Origin of the sequence: Paraburkholderia ultramafica (genome assembly GCF_902859915.1) — a bacterium.
In the GTDB taxonomy this organism is placed as follows: Bacteria; Pseudomonadota; Gammaproteobacteria; order Burkholderiales; family Burkholderiaceae; genus Paraburkholderia; species Paraburkholderia ultramafica.
Genome location: NZ_CADIKK010000046.1, coordinates 28534 through 47769, shown reverse-complemented (window position 1 = coordinate 47769; position 19236 = coordinate 28534). Strand labels below are relative to the sequence as shown.

Here is a 19236-nt window from a genome sequence, read left to right as displayed (position 1 = left end):
TGGAGCGGGAGACGAGGCTCGAACTCGCGACCTCAACCTTGGCAAGGTTGCGCTCTACCAACTGAGCTACTCCCGCATCGTGCTGCTAACTACTGCCTTATTTACTGCAACTACTCTCTTACTGCGTCCGTCGCCTCAAACTGCGTGCATCGGAGAAACGAGATTATGGAGAAACGACTGAAACGTGTCAACCCCTTTTGCGAATGTCTTTAATAAAAGATTTCGCTCATGGTTCGACGGCCTTCGCGCACACTCACGCGGCCTCGCGACCACCATCGACTGACCTTCGACCCTCACGCGACGCCGCCTCGCTCGCGGATCTGCGGCCACGCGAGCTTCATGTAGTAGAGCATCGACCAGATCGTCAGGAACGCGGCCAGATAGATCAGCCAGAGACCCCACACGCGCGTGTCGACCACCACGCCGCCACCGAGCGGCAACGGGCCGTAGAACAGCAGCATCGGAATCGCCACCATCTGACAGACGGTCTTGAACTTGCCGAGCGAATTCACCGCGACGCTCTTCGACGCGCCGATCTGCGCCATCCACTCGCGCAGCGCCGAGATCGCGATCTCGCGCCCGACGATCACCAGCGCAATCGCCGAGTCGATCCGCGCGAGTTGCACGAGCACCAGCAGCGCCGCTGTCACCATCAGCTTGTCGGCGACCGGATCAAGAAACGCGCCGAACGCCGAGGTCTGATTCCATTTGCGGGCCAGAAAGCCGTCGAACCAGTCGGTGAGCGCCGCCAGAATGAAGATCGTCGCGGCCGCCAGATTGCGGTGCGCGGGGCTCATCATCATGTCGGGCAAATAGAACACGCCGACGACGAGCGGAATCAGGACGATCCGCAGCCAGGTCAGGAAAATCGGGAAATTAAACGGCATGGGCAGGCGCAGCGTCTGACGAGTGAGATGCAATTGTGCCGTGTCACAGGGCCTGCCACAAGCAAAGCGGCGCGGGGGCACTGGCGCGCGGGCGATGCTGGCGCCGCTTGTCGGGCATTTTGTAGGCCATTCATTAGCCGTTGACCGGCCGCTCATTCACCGATGAGCGGCCGACCCGACACGCCATGTTCAGTGCAATTGCCGGTAGATCTGCTCCGCGAGCGCCTGCGAAATCCCTTCGACGCTCGCCAGATCCTCGACGCTCGCGGCGACCACGCCGCGCAATCCGCCAAAGCGCGCGAGTAGCCGTTGACGCCGTTTCGCGCCCACACCTTCGAGCTCTTCGAGCCGCGAGGTCTGACGCGTCCTGGCGCGCTTCGCGCGCATGCCGGTAATCGCGAAGCGGTGCGCTTCGTCGCGAATCTGCGCGACCAGCATCAGCGCAGCGCTTTCCTTGCCGAGTTCGAGCGACGCGCGGCCGTCTGCGAAGATCAGGGTTTCGAGGCCGACCTTGCGGCCCTCGCCCTTCGCGACGCCGACGAGCATCCCCGTATCGAGGCCCAGCTCCGTGAACACCTGGCGCGCGATCTCGACCTGGCCCTTGCCGCCGTCGATCAACACGATGGTCGGCAGGATCCCGCCCGCCGCAACCGGTTCCGCGGCATCCGCGGCGAGCGACGGATCGGCGGCCGCGTCGCTTTGCAATTCGGCGGCTTCGTCGGCGGCATTCGCGGCGGCTTGCGCGACCATCTTCTCGTAGCGGCGCGTGAGCACCTGGCGCATCGCCGCGTAGTCGTCGCCGGGCGTGATGCCGGTGATGTTGTAGCGGCGGTATTCGGACGACTGCATCTTGTGATGGTGATACACCACGCACGACGCCTGCGTCGCCTCGCCCATCGTGTGGCTGATGTCGAAGCACTCGATGCGCAGGTGCGCGAGGTCGTCGCATTCCATGCCGAGCGTGTCGGTCAGCGCGCGCGTGCGGGCCTGTTGCGAGCCTTGCTCAGACAGCAGGCGGGCCAGCGCGAGCCGCGCATTCTGCTCGGCCATCGCGAGCCACGCGCGCCGCTGTCCTTGCGGCTGACGCAGCACGGTCACCTTGTGGCCGGCCTGCTCGATCAGCACGTCGACCAGTTCGCGCGTGGCCGGCGCGTGGCTGACCACCAGCACGGGCGGCACGCGATTGCCCAGGTAATGCTGGGCGATAAACGCTTCGAGCACTTCTGATTCGATCCCGCCCGATGCGCGGCCTTTGCGCGGCTTCGACGCTGCGGACGCGGTGGGGTTTGCGTCGTCGGTATTGTCGGCTTCGGCCTCTTCAGCCTCTTCGTCTTCCGGTGGCATGTCCTGCGCGATCGCGAGGGCATCGGCGGTATCGGACGATTCAGCTTCATCGCTCGCGTTTTGTTCCACAACCGGGCCTGAACTCATGGCGGCCCCGGCCAGCGTCGTGTCTTCGCCGCCCTCTTCAAGACCGCCCTCGTCCGCCGTCAACGCGCTTTCCACGTGCGCGGGGAAATACGCCTTGTCGCCCAGGTGCCGTCCGCCGCGCACCATCGCGAGATTCACGCAGACGCGCCCGCCCAGCGCGACCACCGCGAGAATATCGACATCGCTGTCGCTGCCGACTTCGATCGCCTGCTGATGCAGCACCGTCGACAGCGAACTCATCTGATTGCGCACCGCCGCGGCCTGCTCGAACTTCAGTTCGCTCGCGAACGCGTGCATCTTCTGCTCGAGCTCCTTCATCACCTCGCCCTGGCGGCCGAGCAGAAAGCGCGACGCGTTGGCGACGTCGCGCGCGTAATCCTCTTCGCTGATCGCCGCGACGCACGGCGCCGTGCAGCGGCCGATCTGATGCAGCAGGCAGGGCCGCGTGCGGTTGTTGAACACGGAGTCTTCGCAGGTGCGCAACTGGAACACCCGCTGCAGGATCTGGATGCTCTCGCGCACCGCCCACGCGCTCGGGAACGGTCCGAAGTACTGATTCTTGCGATCCACCGAACCCCGGTAATAGGCCATGCGCGGAAACTTGTGGCCGCTCAGCTTGAGGTACGGATACGACTTGTCGTCGCGAAACAGAATGTTGTAACGCGGCGCGAGCGCCTTGATCAGATTGTTTTCGAGCAGCAGCGCTTCGGCCTCGGAGCGCGTGACGGTCGTCTCGATGCGCGCAATGCGCGTCACCATCATCGCGATACGCGGCGACAGCAGCGTCTTCGTGAAGTAGCTCGACACGCGCTTCTTGAGATCGCGCGCCTTGCCCACGTAAAGCACGGCGCCGTGGGTATCGTAATAACGATAGACGCCGGGCAGATGCGGCAATTGGGCGAGCGCTTTTTTCGGCTCGAAAGCGTCGGTTGCTTCGGGTTCGGTCATGCAGGATCGATTGGGTGGGACAGTCTCGCGAGGCCTTGCGCCGCGTGCCGCGCGCGCGGACGAAACGGGCGCGCGCAATCGTGAACGAGGCTTTAGAATCGCCAGTTTAGAACATTCCGGGTGCGTCCGAACCCTGCGGTGCGCCGAATCCGGCAACGCTTCGGCGGCGCTCCGGAAGGGGCGCGGCGACGCGGAGGCTGCGGGGTAGTCCGCCGCTTCGGCGCTTCCGCCGCATCAACCGTTCGAATCCGCCACCCAGGCCACCATGTCCTCCGATCCGCATATTTCCGAACAACCCGCTGCCGCCGCCACCGCAATCGCCTGCGATATCTTCTGCGCGGTGATCGACAATTTCGGCGACATCGGCGTGTGCTGGCGCCTCGCGCGTCAACTCGCGAGCGAGCACGGCTGGCAGGTGCGCGTGTTCGTCGACGACCTGCATGCGTTCCAGAAACTATGCCCGTCGCTGGCGCTGGATCGCGCGCGGCAGACGGTCGGCGGGATCGTCGTCGAACACTGGCACGAGCCGGCCCATGCGGGCGATACGCTCGAAGTGGCCGACGTCGTGATCGAGGCGTTCGGCTGCGAACTGCCGCCGACTTATGTCGCCGCGATGGCGGCGCGCGCGCGCACGCCGGTGTGGTTCAACCTCGAATATCTGAGCGCCGAGGACTGGGTCGCGGATTTTCATCTGCGTCCGTCTCCCCATCCGCGCTATCCGCTGACCAAAACGTTCTTTTTCCCGGGACTCGGCCCCGGCACCGGCGGCGTGCTGAAGGAGCGGCATCTCGACGCCGCGCGCGCCGCTTTCGAGGCATCGCCGGCGGCGCGCGAAGCATGGTGGCGGCAAACCACCGGCCACCCACCGCCACCCGCCGAGGCGACCGTCGTCTCGCTGTTCGCCTACGAAAACCCCGCCGTCGACAGCCTCCTCGAACAATGGCGCGACAGTGCCGGGCCGGTCGTGCTGCTGGTGCCGGAAGGCCGCATCTCCGGCGCGGTCGCGCGCTTTTTCGGTTTGCCTTCGGGTCCGCCTTCATTCACCGCCGGCACGCACGCGACGCGCGGCAACCTCAGCGCGCACGCCCTCGCCTTTACCGCGCAAGCCGGCTACGACGCGCTGCTGTGGGCGAGCGCCATCAATTTCGTGCGCGGCGAAGACTCGTTCGTGCGCGCCCAATGGGCCGCGAAGCCCTTCGTCTGGCACATCTACCCGCAAGCCGACGATGCCCATCTGCCGAAGCTCGATGCCGCGCTCGCGCACTACGCCCGCACCCTGCCCGCCGCCGCGCGGGACGCCCTCGCGCGCTTCTGGCATGCGTGGAACGGCGCGGGCCGACCGGACTGGGCGGAATTCCAGCGCCACTACCCGGCGCTGAAGCAGCGCGCGGCCGAATGGGCCGGCGAACTCGCCCAGGTGGGTGACCTCGCCGGAAATCTGGCCTTGTTCGCAAAAACTCAGTTAAAATAAGCGGTTATCCAAAGGCCGACGACGCAAGCGCGGCCCGATCTCAGCAGCGAACCAGGTCAGCCTGACTGGCCAAGCCCGGCATCGAAAGGTGCATGACGCGTCCCAACCGTCGGGAAGTGGCGCAAATGTCAAAAAAGGGACGTATGTTGTGGATCGGCGCCACTCGTGTACACGCCCGCACAGGGTAAAAAGCAGGTAACGGATTGTTGGGGATGGCGGAATTCACCGGGCTGCGCAACGCGGTCCCGCCGTCGGTCCCCGCTGCAAGCCGGCCACGCTTCACTCACTCAGGTCCCGCCGCCGCTTCCACGCGGCGCGGTTCGTAGTGAGCGAAGCGCCGAAGCCGCTTGCGCCGTATGCCGTTGAGCAAAAGTTGAAGCTACTTATTTCGTACAGGACAGTTTTATGAAGACCGCACAGGAACTCCGCACCGGCAACGTCGTGATGATCGGCGCAGACGCAATGGTCGTGCAAAAGGCCGAATACAACAAATCGGGCCGTAACTCCGCCGTCGTCAAGATGAAGTTCAAGAACCTGCTGACCGGCGCAGGCATGGAAAGCGTGTACAAGGCAGACGACAAGTTCGACGTCGTCGTGCTGGAGCGCAAGGAAGTGACGTACTCGTACTTCGCCGACCCGATGTACGTGTTCATGGACGCCGACTACAACCAGTTCGAAGTCGAAGGCGAAATGATGGGCGACGCCCTCCATTACCTCGAAGACGGCATGGCTTGCGAAGTCGTGTTCTACAACGAGAAGGCCATCTCGGTCGAACTGCCGACCACGCTGGTCCGCGAGATCATCTACACGGAACCGGCTGTCAAGGGCGATACGTCGTCGGGCAAGGTGCTGAAGAACGCCAAACTGAACACCGGCTTCGAACTGCAAGTGCCGCTGTTCTGCAACATCGGCGACAAGATCGAAATCGACACGCGTACGCACGAGTACCGCAGCCGCGCATAAATCGCGCAGCAACGCCTGCACGCCTGAATCCAGCGCCGCGGCAACGCCGGCGCTGCGAAAAAAGTGGCAAAAAAAAGCGCCCAATTTGGGCGCTTTTTCTTTTCTGTCCCGCCGTGTATGGTTGAGGAAAACTTTACCGGCAAGCTTCTCGAAATTGCCAATCCGTCGTCCCAATCTTCCCGCCCGGCATCGGACAAACCATTGATAAGTCATAGCAAATATCCGTGGCACAGTCCATGCTTGATCTGAAGCTACGCCGGTACGGCTTATTTTCCTCAACTCGGGAGACGCAGCATGAATAACGACATTGCTGAAGGCAACAACCGGGATTTCTGACAGACCGGATGAAAGAACTACAGGCACCCCGCCCGCGTTATCCGTGCCAGATAGCACCAAACGGCGCAGCACGGGCGTCCCTGTGAATAGCAAAAGGACCAGAACTACGTGAGTCGAATCGCCGCTCGTCCCGTCTGCCGTCCGGCATGCCGCTGCATGCCGGGCATTGCGTCGATGTCAACCCGTCGGCCGCTGGTATGCCGCCGGGCGGCATGCGCCGGCCCCGCGGCGCGGCATCCGACCCCGTACCGGGCAGCCATCGCGCCCGCATCACGCGCGCCAGTCGAGCTAGGGGCGCAGCGCAGCGGGTATTCCATTCATCTAAAAAATTGCGCTCGCCATGCCACACGCCCTGATTGTTGAAGACGACCCCAATAGCCTGTCCGGCCTGTCCGCCATCCTCGCCGCCGACGGCTTCTCCGTCGACACCGCGACCACGATCGCCGAAGCCCGGACGGCGCTGACCCGCTTCATTCCCGACGTCGTGCTGGTCGACCTGAATCTGCCGGACGGCAGCGGGCTCGATCTGCTGCAGCATCTGCCCGCGCAGCCGCCCGGCGGCGCGCTGCCCGTGATCGTGATGACCGGCAATGCCACGGTCGAGAGCGCGATCGAGGGTCTGCGGCACGGCATCTGGGACTACCTGCTCAAGCCGGTCAACATCCCGCGTTTGCGCAGTCTGCTCGCACGGATTCCGCGTCCGTACGAACTGACCGAGGAAGTGCAGACGCTGCGCGCGTCGTTGCGCCAGCTCGGCCGGTTCGGCTCGATGCTCGGCCGCAGCGGCGCGATCCAGCACGTGTACGACACGATCGAACGGATTGCGCCGACTGAAGCCGCCGTGCTGATTTCCGGCGAAGCCGGCACCGGCAAGCAGACCGCGGCGCGCACGCTGCATGATATGAGCCGGCGCCGCAAAGGTCCGTTCGTCACGCTCGATTGCCGCAGCGCGGCTGGCCTGGGCGCGCATCGCTCGCTCGAGAGCCTGCTGTTCGGTCACGAACGCGGTGCGTTCGGCGCCTCCGAGCAGCGCGAACCGGGCCTGTTCGAACAGGCCAGCGGCGGCACGCTGTTCATCGACGAAATCGCCGGGTTGCCGCGCGCCCAGCAGGAAGCACTGCTGCGTGCGCTCGACTCGCAAACGTTCATGCGGGTCGGCGGCACGAATCAGGTCGCGACGGACTTCCGGCTGATCGCATCGACGCGCAAGCCGCCGCGCGCGGCGGTGCTCGACGGCAGCCTGCATCAGGAGCTCGCGCTGCGCCTTGAAGCCGCCGCGGTGATGCTTCCGCCGCTGCGCGAACGCGGCGACGATCCGGCTCTGATCGCTCAGGCGGTGGTCGACGAATTGAATCACGAGGCGGCCGCGCGCGGCACCTCCGAGGTCGCCAAGCAGATCGGGCCGAACTTCCTGCGCGAATCTCTCGCGTACGAATGGCCGGGCAATGTGCGTGAATTGCAGGAGCGCGTACGGCGTGCGTATCTCGCGTCGGGCGACGTGCTGGAGTCGCTGCGCGCCGACGACGCGGGTTTGGCGAACGGCCGCGATCTGAACGGCAGCCGCGTGCAGGTCACCGTCGGCACGCCGCTCGCGGACGTCGAGGAAATGCTGATTCGCGCGACGCTCGATGCGGTCGGCGGTACGCGTCACCGCGCGGCATCGCTGCTGGGGATCAGTCCGAAGACGCTGTACAACAAGCTGCAACGCATGCGGCTGAACTGAGTTCGACGGCCTGTTGCGGCTGGCTGAAGCCGATAAAAAAAACGGCGCCTTGATTTTTAATCAAAGGCGCCGTTTCTTCATTCATCGGCCATACTCGCGCAGCGTTGGCGATCTATGCGAACGCGCTGCGCAGCAACGCCTGCGCTTCCAGATAGCGCGGCTCGGCGACCAGCTTGCTCCACGTCAGCGCCTTGTCGCGCGGCCGCATGCGCTTCAGGCGCCGCAGCGATTCCTTCGACGGCGTGAAGCGCAGCGCATCCAGCACCTTCTCCGCTTCATCCGGCTGATTGCAGATCAGCACCATGTCGCAACCGGCCTGCAGCGCGGCGCTCGCGCCCTCGGTCAGCGTGCCGCCCTGGCGCGCGGCTTCCATCGACAGGTCGTCGCTGAAAATCGCGCCTTCGAAGCGCAGCTTCTTGCGCAGAATGTCCTGCAGCCAGATCCGCGAGAAACCGGCCGGCTTCGAGTCGACTTGCGGATAGACCACGTGCGCGGGCAACACCGCTCCTAGCGACAAGCCGAGCCAGTCATACGGCGCGACGTCGTCGCGCAGGATCTCGTCGAGCGAACGGTCGTCGATGGGCATCGCGACGTGCGAGTCCGCATGTGCAAAGCCGTGTCCCGGGAAGTGCTTGCCGCAATTGCTCATGCCGGCCAGCGCGAGGCCGTGGTTCAGGCTCTTCGCGAGCAACGCCACCACGCGCGGATCGCGGTGGAACGAACGGTCGCCTATCACCTGCGATTGCCCGTAGTTCAGATCGAGCACCGGCGTAAAGCTCATGTCGATGCCGCACGCGCGCAACTCCGCCGCGAGGATATAACCGACCGCGGTCGTCACCTTGGTGGCGTGCAGCACGTCGCGGTCCCACAGCGCGCCGAGCTTGCCCATCGCCGGCAGCACCGTGAAGCCGTCGGTGCGAAAGCGCTGCACGCGGCCGCCTTCGTGATCGACGGCGATCAGCAGATCCTTGCGGATCGCGCGGATCGAATCGGTCAGCGCGATCAGTTGCGCGCGGCTCTCGTAATGGCGCGCGAACAGGATCACGCCGCCGGTCATCGGATGGGCAAGGCGGCGCTTGTCATCGTCGTTCAGCGTTTTGCCGACCACGTCGAGCATCACCGGTCCGGGAGTGGTTTTCATCGAATTCCGCCAGAAGAAAGCGTTGGGCAAGGAACGACGCGGCCGGCATGGGCCGCGTTCAAAGTATTTTTTATCCGGCGCTACCCGGCGTGGGCGGCGTGTCGGCGGCGTGCGCCCCGCCCGCTTGCGCTGTCTCCGCGATCACGAACGACACCGCGTAATCGCGCTCGTCGCTGATCGTGACGCGCGCCGTGATGCCGCGCGCGTCGAGCCATTCGGCCAGCTCGCCGGAAGCGACCACCATCGGCTCGCCGCTCGGCTTGTTGAGCGTTTGCAGCGCGCGCCAGGTCATCGGCCAGTGCATGCCGAGGCCGATCGCTTTCGAGAACGCTTCTTTCGCCGAGAACCGCGTGGCGAGAAACGCGAGACCGCGCGCCGCCGAACGTGCCGTACGTGCGTGATAGACACGCAGCTCGTCCGGACCAAGCACCTTCTCCGCAAAACGGCCGTTGGTGCGCGTCATGACCGCGGCCACGCGGCTGACCTGAACGATGTCGGTACCGATGCCGTAGATCGCCATGCGCGAGACCGCCGGTTCGGGTCGCATCAGGCGCGCGCGCCGAGACGGGCGGCGACCATGATCGCCTTCATCTCGCGCACCGCGTTGTCCCAGCCCGCGAAGATCGCATGCGCGACGATCGCGTGACCGATATTCAGCTCGACGATCCCTTCGATCGCGGCAATCTGCTGCACGTTGGTGTAGTGCAGGCCGTGGCCCGCGTTGACCTTGATGCCGAGCGTCGCGCCGAATTCGACCGCGCGCACCACACGCTCGTATTCGCGCTGCTGTTCGGCGGGGTCGTGCGCTTCCGCGTAACGGCCGGTGTGCAGTTCGATCACCGGCGCGCCGGCCTCATGCGCGGCCCGTATCTGCGTTTCGTCCGGATCGATGAAGAGCGACACGCGCGAATTGGCTGCGGCGAGTTGCTGGCACGCGGCACGCACCGCTTCGAACTGGCCGGCCACGTCCAGCCCGCCTTCGGTGGTCAGCTCCTGGCGCTTTTCCGGTACGAGGCACACATCGTGCGGCTGCACTTCGCAGGCGATGTCGAGCATTTCCCGCGTCACCGCGCATTCGAGATTCATGCGCGTCTTCAGCAGCGGCCGCAGCTTGCGCACGTCGGCGTCGACAATATGACGGCGATCTTCGCGCAGATGCAGCGTGATCACGTCCGCGCCGGCCTCCTCGGCCATCAGCGCCGCGCGGATCGGATCGGGGTAAGACGTGCCGCGCGCGTTGCGCAGCGTAGCGACGTGATCGATATTCACGCCGAGGTCAATCACAGTCGGCGACGTAAGAAAGAAGCTCATAAGTTCTGCAAGTCGATCAGGATCTGGCGCGTCGCGAGCGGCGTGCCGCCAAGGTAAGTGTTGAGCAGAAAGCGCATCAGCGTTTTGCTTTGCGCCACGGTCTGCGCTCGATGGTAATCGTCCTGTTCCATATCGAGCAAGGTTTGTCCGGCAACCACCGGCCATTGCGCGGGCCACTCGTCGGACGCTTCGCGCACGCCGCGCTCCGGATCGAACACGTAGCGGCCTTCGGGCAACACCGCTTGACGCGCGACGGTGCGGTCGAGCGCCATCGCGTAACCGGTTTCGCGCAGCAGCACGCGTTCGAACGAGCGCAACACCTGCACGGGCGGCTCGTCGTGCGCGAGACGCGTCATCGTGACGACGTAGTGATGGAACAGTTGGGGATGCGGGTCTTCGCGCGCGCAGAACTTGACCAGCAGTTCGTTGACGTAGAAGCCGCAGAGCAGCGCGCCGCCGGTCAGAGGCAGCATGCCGCCGACCCATTCGGCGCCGGTCAGCGTGCGCACTTCGGATTTGCCGGACCACGACAGCGCGAGCGGCTGGAACGTCTGCAACACACCGCGCAGCGCGGAGTGCGGGCGCTTCGCACCCTTCGCGACCAAGGCGAGACGGCCGTGATCGCGCGACAGCACGTCGATGATCAGACTGGTCTCGCGATACGGGTAGCTATGCAGAACGAAAGCGGGTTGCTCCGTGATCCGGTATTCGGAAGCGGAGGTGCGCGGCGCGCGGCGGGTCGAAGCGCGGGTTGGAGTCTTACGCGGCTCGCCTTCGGCGCCCTCGGCGCTTTTGCTGGAGGATTTTTTGGTGCTACGAGCGGGCCGGGACGGCTCGCTCGCCGGCGCGGCCGGTTCCGGCTCGTCCGGCGCAGCGTCGGAATTCAGCGTCATCCACGCGTCATTCGTACCCATACGCACGAAGTCCGGCTTCGTTGTCGGCCCAGCCGCTCTTCACCTTGACGAAGGTTTCCAGATAGACCGGCCCGTCGAACAGCTTTTCCATGTCGAGGCGCGCTTCGGTGCTGATCTGCTTCAGCTTCGCGCCCTTCTGTCCGATGATCATCGCCTTGTGCGTGTCGCGGTCGACCATGATGGTCGCGAAAATGCGGCGCAGGCGTCCTTCGGTTTCGAACTTGTCGATCAGCACGGTGCTCGTGTACGGCAGTTCGTCGCCGGTCCAGCGGAACACTTTTTCGCGCAGGATTTCCGCGGCAAGGAAGCGCTCGCTGCGATCGGTCAGGTCGTCTTCGCCATAGATCGGCGCGCCTTCTGGCAGGAACGGCTTGACGGTCGCCATCAGGCGCTTGATGTCGTCGGGATTCCTGGCCGACAGCGGCACGATCTCGTTGAACTGGCGCAGTGCGCTGACCTGCTGCATGAACGGGAACAGCGAGTCCTTATCCGACACGCGATCGAGCTTGTTCGCGATCAGCAGCGTGGGCACCGACGGCGGGATCAGGTCGAGCACCTTCTGATCGTCCGCGCCGAAGCGGCCGGCCTCGATCACGAACAGGATCGCGTCGACCGAGGTCAGCGTGGACGTGACCGCGCGATTGAGCGAGCGGTTCAGCGCGCCGCTGTGCCTGGTCTGAAAACCCGGCGTGTCGACGAAGATGTACTGCGCGTCTTCGAGCGTGTGAATGCCGGTGATGCGATGGCGCGTGGTCTGCGCCTTGCGCGACGTGATACTGACTTTCTGGCCGACCAGCGCGTTCATCAGCGTGGACTTGCCGACGTTAGGGCGGCCGACGATCGCGACCATGCCGCAGCGAAAACCAGTGGGAGTGGGAGCGTTCATATTCGGGCTACGGCAAGTTCAGATCGACACGCGGGAATGGCGCGCCGACGGCAATCAATGGCCCGCATCGGCGACGCGCGTTTGCACCGCGTCGGCTACGCCGGGTTCGTGTTCGGTGGGTGCCGGTGCGCCTGGCGCGGACACGGCGGCTGCACCGGGTGTGGCTTCGCGGCCGCGCTGGCGGTCTGCGTGGCGCGCGGGAGCGGCTTCGGCTCTGCCTTCGGCCGGTTTGTCCGCTGCTGCTTTGTCAGCGGACCTGTCGCTCGCGTGAGCGGTCGCCTTGTCCGATTTCTCGAGCTTCTCGGCACGCTCGGCTTTGTCATGGCCGCTGTACTCGACGTGCGCGGCGCGAATGACGGCAAGCGGCGCGCCTGCCGCGGTCAGCGTGGAGCGTTCGGCGGCGGCCTTTTCAGCAGTGGGCTTTTCAGCGGCGGGGTCCGCTGCGGCAGCCGCGCGCGGCTCGCCGCGCGCCGTGCCGCGTTCGCCCTTGCGCTCCGGGCTGCGCAAATCCAGCGCGGTCTGGACACCCGTGACGCCGGGCACAATCTCCGGCTCGACGTTTTTCGCCGCGCGGGCACCCTTCGAGCGCTTGGGCTTGGCGACGACAGCGGGCGCCGAGGCCATCACTTCGTCGAGCGCCTTCTTGGCGGCCGCCTGCTCCGCCGCGCGCCGGCTCGCGCCGGAACCGGACACTTTCACGTCCAGCTTCGGCACCGTGCATTCGACTTCGAATTGCTGATTGTGCGCCGCACCATGTGTCGCGACGACCGTGTACGTAGGCAGCGCGATCTTGTGGCCCTGCAGATACTCCTGCAGCAGCGTCTTCGCGTCCTTGCCGAGCGTGCGCGGGTCGATGTGATCGAGAATCGGCACATAGAGGCGCTTGATGACCGTCTGGGCGGCGTCGAAGCCGCCGTCGAGGAACACCGCACCCAGCACCGCTTCGAGCGTGTCAGCGAGGATCGACGGCCGGCGGAAGCCGCCGCTGCGCAGTTCGCCCTCGCCGAGCCGCAAGCCTTCCGAAATATTGAGGGCCTGAGCGATTTCATACAGCGACTGCTGCTTCACCAGATTGGCGCGGACGCGCGACAGATCGCCTTCGTCCAGTTTGCCGAAACGTTGGAACAAAAGCGCAGCCACCGCGCAATTTAGAACGGAGTCGCCGAGAAACTCGAGCCGTTCGTTATGCGTGGAACTATGACTACGGTGCGTTAAAGCCTGGCGCAACAATTCCGCATTGCGAAATTCGTAGCGCAGTCGGCTTTCCAACGGAGATAGGGGCATGGGCAGAGTATAACGCGGGCGCCGGACCCGGCGAAAACGTGGGGCGGCCTGCGGAAAAAGCGTGGTGAAGCGACGTTACCGCGGGTTCTTAAAGTAGCGTAACAACACGCCGCGACTGACATGACCGAGGTACGGCCAGCCGCGCGGCGTGTCGTGCAATCGACGCAGACGAATTCAATGGAATGAGCCGATGCGTCGCAGATCGCTGAAGTTCATCCAGATAAAAAATGCGCGGCCGACGATATTCCTGTCCGGCGCAAAACCCCAGTAACGGCTGTCCGCACTGTTATCGCGGTTGTCGCCCATCATGAAGTAATTGCCCGGCGGCACTTTGCAAATCACGCCGCGTGCGTTGTACGTGCAGTTGTCGCGATACGGAAAATCTTCGGCGCCGACGATGAACGGCGGCACGGCCGGATTGTTCAGAATCGCGTTCTTGCGGCCGTCGATATCTTCTTCAAACTGCTTCGCGTAACCGAGGCGTTCTTCGTCGAGGTAATCGGGCAGCGGCGTTTCCGGCACCAGCTTGCCGTTGACCGTGAGTTTCTTGTCCTGATACTCGACGACGTCGCCCGGCAGGCCGATCACGCGCTTGATGTAGTCGACCGATTCGTCTTTCGGGTAACGGAACACCACCACGTCGCCGCGCGAGAGCGGACGGCCTTCGGTGATCTTCGTATTGGTGATCGGCAGGCGGATGCCGTATTCGAATTTATTGACGAGGATGAAGTCGCCCACCAGCAACGTCGGCACCATCGAACCTGACGGAATCTTGAACGGTTCGACCACGAACGAGCGCACCACGAACACCACCAGAATCACCGGGAAAAAGCTCGCCGAATACTCGAGCCACCACGGCTGACGCAGCTTGTCGTCACGCAGACGCGCACGCGTTTGCGCCGCGTTTTCATCGGCGAAACGCTCGCCGATGCGCTCCTGCTGGCGGTCGAATTCGGCGACCGCGGCTTCTGCCGCGCGGCGCCGTTTCGGCAGGAAAACCAGTTTGTCCGCGACCCATGCGACGCCCGTCAAAATGACGAGCACAAAAAGAATCAGCGCAAAATTCATAGCGTTCCGTTATTCAACTTATTTGTCTTCGACACGCAGGATCGCGAGGAAAGCCTCTTGCGGAATCTCGACCGAGCCCACTTGCTTCATTCGCTTCTTGCCTGCCTTCTGCTTTTCCAGCAGCTTCTTCTTACGCGAAATGTCACCGCCGTAGCATTTTGCCAGCACGTTCTTACGCAACGCTTTAATGTTTTCGCGCGCAATAATGTTCGAGCCGATGGTGGCCTGAATCGCCACGTCGTACATCTGACGCGGAATCAGCTCGCGCATTTTCGCCGCCACTTCGCGGCCGCGATACTGGCTTTGCGAACGGTGCACGATGACCGACAGTGCATCCACCTTGTCGCCGTTGATCAGCATGTCGACCTTCACGACGTCGGACGCGCGGTATTCCTTGAACTCGTAATCCATCGACGCGTAGCCGCGCGAAATCGACTTCAGACGATCGAAGAAGTCGAGCACGACTTCGCCCATCGGGATTTCGTAGGTCAACTGCACCTGACGGCCGTGATACTGCATGTTGATCTGCGTACCGCGCTTTTGCGTGCACAGCGTGATCACCGAGCCGACGTAGTCTTGCGGCATGTACAGATTTACGGTGACGATCGGCTCGCGCACTTCTTCGATCTTCGACGGCTCCGGCATCTTGGCCGGATTCTCGACCATGATGGTCGTGCCGTCGCGCTGCAGGACTTCGTACACCACGGTCGGCGCCGTGGTGATCAGGTCCATGTCGAACTCGCGCTCGAGACGTTCCTGCACGATCTCCATGTGCAGCAGACCCAGGAAGCCGCAACGGAAACCGAAACCGAGCGCCTGCGAAACTTCCGGCTCGTACTGCAGCGACGCGTCGTTGAGCTTGAGCTTCTCGAGCGAGTCACGCAGCGCGTCATACTGGTTCGCTTCGACTGGATAGAGGCCGGCGAACACCTGCGGCTTCACTTCCTTGAAGCCGGGCAGCGGTTCGGGGGCCGGCCGGTTCACCAGCGTGACGGTGTCGCCCACCTTCGCCGCGGCCAGTTCCTTGATGCCGGCGATGATGAAACCCACCTGCCCCGCCGACAACGATTCGAGATTCTTCGACTTCGGCGTGAACACGCCGATGTGCTCGACCGGATATTGCGCGCCGGTCGCCATCATGCGGATCTTGTCCTTCGGACGCAGCGTGCCGTTGACGATGCGCACCAGCATCACGACGCCGACGTAGTTGTCGAACCACGAGTCGATGATCAGCGCCTGCAACGGCGCTTCAGGATCGCCCTTCGGCGGCGGTACTTTCGCGATCAGCGCCTCGAGCACGTCTTCGACGCCCAGGCCGGTCTTCGCGCTGCAACGCGTGGCGTCGGCCGCGTCGATGCCGATCACGTCTTCGATTTCGGCGATCGCGTTTTCGGGGTTCGCAGCCGGCAGGTCGATCTTGTTGAGCACCGGAATCACGTCGACGCCGAGTTCGATCGCCGTGTAGCAGTTGGCGACGGTTTGCGCCTCCACGCCCTGGCTCGCGTCGACGACCAGCAGCGCGCCTTCGCATGCGGACAGCGAGCGGCTGACTTCGTACGAGAAGTCGACGTGGCCCGGCGTGTCGATCATGTTCAGGTTGTAGACCTGCCCGTCACGGGCGCGGTACGTCAGTGCGGCGGTTTGTGCCTTGATGGTGATGCCGCGCTCGCGCTCGAGATCCATCGAGTCGAGCACCTGGGATTCCATCTCGCGGTCGGACAGGCCACCGCAGATCTGGATGATGCGATCGGCGAGCGTCGACTTGCCATGGTCGATGTGCGCAATGATCGAGAAGTTACGAATATGATCCATTCAGTGCCGATCAAGCGAAAAAGGCGCGCTCGGACAACAGCGGAGCACGCCTTGTAAGTAGGTGAAAAACCTATCTATTTTAGCCGAAAAGGCTATCGCCCGGCGCATCTTGCGAAGCCCGGGCGGAAAAGACGGCTCAGGAGAGGCGTGAAACTGGGTGAGAACAGCGCGCGTTTGCGCAGTCGTTGAACCCCTGAGCAATCTCAGGGGGCCGCCGCGACACGTGCGGCTAGTGCGATACGGACCCGCGCTACGTCGAGGTGATAGTGGCACAGTTCGACGCCATCACAGACTAGAACCGGCACCAGTTCGTTGTAACGGGCTTCCAGCACCGGATCGCTGTCGACGTCGACCACCTCGACTTGCGCGCCGAATTCAGCCAGCAACGGATCGAGCGCGGCGCGCATATCGTCGCAGAGATGGCACCACGCGCGCCCATAAAGCGTGAGCGGCGCCGCCTCTGTCATTTCTGCGTGCTGGCGCTACGCGGACGGATCGGCACGAACTGCGTGTTCTCGCCACGACGCACCAGCAGCGCAACCATCTTCTGCGAATCGAGGTGCGAGCTGAGTTCGTCGAACTGCTTCGCGCTCGTGATGTCCGTGTCGCCCACCCGCAGAACGATGTCGCCCTTTTGCAGGCCGACGCGTGCTGCTGGCCCGTCCACCGCGTCGATCTGCACGCCGTTGCGGAGCTTCAGCGCCTTCAGCTGATCCGCGGGGATATCGCTAACGGCGAGACCCAGCACGTTCGTCGCGCGCTGCTTCGGCGGCTGCGGCTTCTTCTGATCCGCCTTCGCGGTCTTGTCCGGCTGCATCTCGGCGATCGTGACCGGCAGATCGCGCGTTTGCCCCTTGCGCCAGATCGTGATCGTCGACTTGGTGCCAGGCTTCGTATCGCCGACCATGCGCGGCAGATCCGTTGCCGTGTCGACCGAATGACCGTTGAACTTCAGGATGATGTCGCCCGGCTGCACGCCGGCCTTATCGGCCGGGCCGCCCGGTTCGACACTGCTGACCAGCGCGCCCTGCGCCTTGGGCAGACCGAGCGAATCGGCGACGTCTTTGGTGACTTCGCCGATCGCCACCGCGATACGGCCGCGCACCACCTTGCCCTGGCTCTTCAGCTGATCGGCCACGCGCATCGCCTCGTCGATCGGAATCGCGAACGAGATGCCCATGAACCCGCCGGTGCGGCTGTAAATCTGCGAGTTGATGCCGATCACCTCGCCCTGCATGTTGATCAGCGGACCGCCCGAATTGCCCGGATTGACGGCCACGTCGGTCTGGATAAACGGCAGATAGTCGCCGGTATCGCGCCCCTTCGCGCTGACGATGCCGGCCGTCACGGTATTCTCGAGACCGAACGGCGAGCCGATCGCGACCACCCACTCGCCCACGCGCACCTTGTTCGAATCGCCGATCGTGATGGTCGGCAGGTTCGCAGCGCTGATCTTCACGACGGCGACGTCGGTCCGGTCGTCGACGCCGATCAGTTTCGCCTTGAATTCGCGCTTGTCGGTCAGCGTGACGTAGATGGTGTCCGCGTCGTCGATGACATGGGCATTGGTCATCACATAGCCGTCCGCCGACAGGATGAAGCCCGAGCCGACACCGCTGTTCTGTTCCGGTTCGTTGCTATCCGGCGTGTCCTGGCTGCCGCCACTGCCGCCGCCGTTGTCACCGCCGCGCGGCGCACCGGGTGATTGCGGCGACTGCGGCATCGGAATGCCGAAGAAGCGACGGAAAAACTCCGACATGTCGCCGTCGTCCATACCCGGCGGCAGGCCGCCGCGGGTACTGCTGTTCGACACGCGCGTGGTCGTGCGAATGTTGACGACCGCCGGTCCGACTTTGTCGACCAGATCGGTGAAGTCGGGCAGATTGGCAGCAGGAGCCGCCGACGCCGTATGCGGTACGAGCGGCAAACACGCCGCTACCACCGCGGCCGCGAGGAATTTGCGCACCGAGAAAGTCGTCATATCGTAGCAAGCCGAGGGATTCAGGATTCGGAGGGTTACTTCGGAGCCTTGTATTCTATGGCAGCCGCAAATTGCTGCAACGTGGTCTGGGGCACTTCACCAAGCAGAGTAATCCAGAAGTCGCCGCGGCGCTTGACGAGCACGTGCGTGGCGCCGCTGCTACCCGAGCCTTCCTTGCGCGTGTTGTTCTCGACCGGCTCGACGAACACCGAAATGGCCGCAAGACCGTCGGAAAATACGGCCTGATCCACCGGAATAGTCGGCTGGCCTGCTTCACGCGCGGCCATCGGACGGCGCAATTGACGAATCATGCGGAAGCCCGGCACCGTCGGCGCGAACTGCCAGCCTTGCGCGGCCATGTCGACCGGCTCGACTGGCGGACGCACCATCGTCCACCCTGCCGTATTACGAATGCCGTTGACGATGCCCGCCTTGTCGACCGGCACGCCGATGCGAACCTGCGAGAACGACAGCTGTTCGAGCACCTGACCGTTCGGGTCGAGGGTCTGTGCACGCAGCAGCAGGCCGGTCTTGTTGTCGGCCCAAAGCTTGTAGGCAAAGCGATACGCGTCTTTCGGATCGAGCTCTATCACCTGGCTGTCGATGCCCGCGACGCGGTCGTCTCCAAGCAGCTTGGGTTCGTAGACGGACAGGACCTGCTCGCCGCTCACTGCCAGCAATGCTGGGAACGCGTCTTTGTTCTGGCGCTTCTCGACCACCAACAGACGCCGCTCCGGCACGAACGTGTAGAGATCGTCGTTATGACGCAGCATTTTGCGCGGCTTGCCGTCGAGGCTCTCGAGCTGCTCGAATTCGCCGTCCGTGTGGGTCGCGTAGTGCGCAATCCGCGACGTCTGCACGAAATTGCCACGCTGGTAGACGAACGCGCCCTCGTAGTTTTGCTGCTGGGCGGCCTGATGGATGCGATCGAGCAGATCCGCAGCCGTGCGACGGGCGACAAGCGGATCGGCGGTTTGTGCAAAGACCCGCGGTGTAGCGGACAACAATACGGCTGCGCAGAACAGAAATGCCGGCAGCCGCCCCCAGATAGTCGTTTTATTCAACCGCAGAGTCTGCATC

The 19236-nt window shown here is 63.9% G+C and carries 16 protein-coding genes and 1 tRNA gene; 3 read left to right on the top strand and 14 right to left on the bottom strand.

Annotation, left to right across the window (positions count from 1 at the left end):
* The 3 genes from HV744_RS32225 to uvrC all read right to left on the bottom strand — a co-directional run bounded on the left by HV744_RS32225 (nucleotide 1) and on the right by uvrC (nucleotide 3266).
* A tRNA-Gly gene (locus tag HV744_RS32225) sits at nucleotides 1-76 on the bottom strand.
* Between the two features lie 217 nt (nucleotides 77-293).
* Nucleotides 294-887, bottom strand: coding sequence for a CDP-diacylglycerol--glycerol-3-phosphate 3-phosphatidyltransferase (gene pgsA, locus HV744_RS32220; RefSeq protein WP_175153364.1), 594 nt, complete (start codon nucleotides 885-887; stop codon nucleotides 294-296).
* A gap of 189 nt (nucleotides 888-1076) precedes the next feature.
* Complete coding sequence (uvrC, locus tag HV744_RS32215) at nucleotides 1077-3266, bottom strand: excinuclease ABC subunit UvrC (RefSeq protein WP_175153363.1); 2190 nt, start codon at nucleotides 3264-3266, stop codon at nucleotides 1077-1079.
* A 265-nt stretch (nucleotides 3267-3531) separates the two neighbouring features.
* Between uvrC and earP the strand changes: the two genes are divergently transcribed.
* From earP to HV744_RS32200, 3 genes are all read left to right on the top strand, one after another.
* Nucleotides 3532-4737: an elongation factor P maturation arginine rhamnosyltransferase EarP gene (gene earP / locus HV744_RS32210; RefSeq protein WP_175153362.1), complete on the top strand. Its 1206-nt coding sequence runs from the start codon at nucleotides 3532-3534 to the stop codon at nucleotides 4735-4737.
* 405 nt (nucleotides 4738-5142) lie between these two features.
* Complete coding sequence (efp, locus tag HV744_RS32205; protein ID WP_012433870.1) at nucleotides 5143-5700, top strand: elongation factor P; 558 nt, start codon at nucleotides 5143-5145, stop codon at nucleotides 5698-5700.
* A 676-nt stretch (nucleotides 5701-6376) separates the two neighbouring features.
* Complete coding sequence (locus HV744_RS32200) at nucleotides 6377-7759, top strand: sigma-54-dependent transcriptional regulator (RefSeq protein ID WP_175153361.1); 1383 nt, start codon at nucleotides 6377-6379, stop codon at nucleotides 7757-7759.
* Between the two features lie 112 nt (nucleotides 7760-7871).
* On the opposite strand, the gene nagZ is transcribed toward HV744_RS32200, so the two are convergent.
* From nagZ to HV744_RS32145, 11 genes are all read right to left on the bottom strand, one after another.
* Entirely contained in the window at nucleotides 7872-8900 is a 1029-nt protein-coding gene (gene nagZ, locus HV744_RS32195; protein WP_175153360.1) for a beta-N-acetylhexosaminidase, read from the bottom strand.
* A gap of 70 nt (nucleotides 8901-8970) precedes the next feature.
* Entirely contained in the window at nucleotides 8971-9420 is a 450-nt protein-coding gene (acpS, locus tag HV744_RS32190) for a holo-ACP synthase (RefSeq protein WP_175153366.1), read from the bottom strand.
* A 26-nt stretch (nucleotides 9421-9446) separates the two neighbouring features.
* Entirely contained in the window at nucleotides 9447-10211 is a 765-nt protein-coding gene (gene pdxJ / locus HV744_RS32185; RefSeq protein WP_175153359.1) for a pyridoxine 5'-phosphate synthase, read from the bottom strand.
* Nucleotides 10208-11125, bottom strand: a complete 918-nt coding sequence (recO, locus tag HV744_RS32180) for a DNA repair protein RecO (protein ID WP_175153358.1) — start codon at nucleotides 11123-11125, stop codon at nucleotides 10208-10210. Before recO ends, pdxJ begins: the two co-directional genes overlap by 4 nt.
* Complete coding sequence (gene era, locus HV744_RS32175; RefSeq protein WP_175153357.1) at nucleotides 11112-12011, bottom strand: GTPase Era; 900 nt, start codon at nucleotides 12009-12011, stop codon at nucleotides 11112-11114. The genes recO and era overlap by 14 nt, the downstream gene beginning before the upstream one ends.
* A 54-nt stretch (nucleotides 12012-12065) precedes the next feature.
* On the bottom strand, nucleotides 12066-13295 hold the full coding sequence (rnc, locus tag HV744_RS32170; RefSeq protein WP_175153356.1) for a ribonuclease III: 1230 nt from the start codon (nucleotides 13293-13295) through the stop codon (nucleotides 12066-12068).
* 174 nt (nucleotides 13296-13469) lie between these two features.
* Entirely contained in the window at nucleotides 13470-14363 is an 894-nt protein-coding gene (lepB, locus tag HV744_RS32165; protein WP_175153355.1) for a signal peptidase I, read from the bottom strand.
* An 18-nt stretch (nucleotides 14364-14381) separates the two neighbouring features.
* Nucleotides 14382-16175 (bottom strand): translation elongation factor 4, encoded by a 1794-nt coding sequence (gene lepA / locus HV744_RS32160; protein ID WP_175153354.1) that lies wholly within the window; start codon nucleotides 16173-16175, stop codon nucleotides 14382-14384.
* A gap of 203 nt (nucleotides 16176-16378) precedes the next feature.
* Nucleotides 16379-16642, bottom strand: coding sequence for a glutaredoxin family protein (locus HV744_RS32155; RefSeq protein ID WP_175153353.1), 264 nt, complete (start codon nucleotides 16640-16642; stop codon nucleotides 16379-16381).
* Nucleotides 16639-18156 (bottom strand): DegQ family serine endoprotease, encoded by a 1518-nt coding sequence (locus HV744_RS32150; protein WP_175153352.1) that lies wholly within the window; start codon nucleotides 18154-18156, stop codon nucleotides 16639-16641. Before HV744_RS32150 ends, HV744_RS32155 begins: the two co-directional genes overlap by 4 nt.
* 35 nt (nucleotides 18157-18191) lie before the next feature.
* The gene (locus HV744_RS32145; protein ID WP_175153351.1) at nucleotides 18192-19235 is read right to left on the bottom strand and encodes a MucB/RseB C-terminal domain-containing protein; all 1044 of its coding nucleotides are present in this window, start codon (nucleotides 19233-19235) and stop codon (nucleotides 18192-18194) included.
* Between the last annotated feature and the right edge of the window lies 1 nt (nucleotide 19236).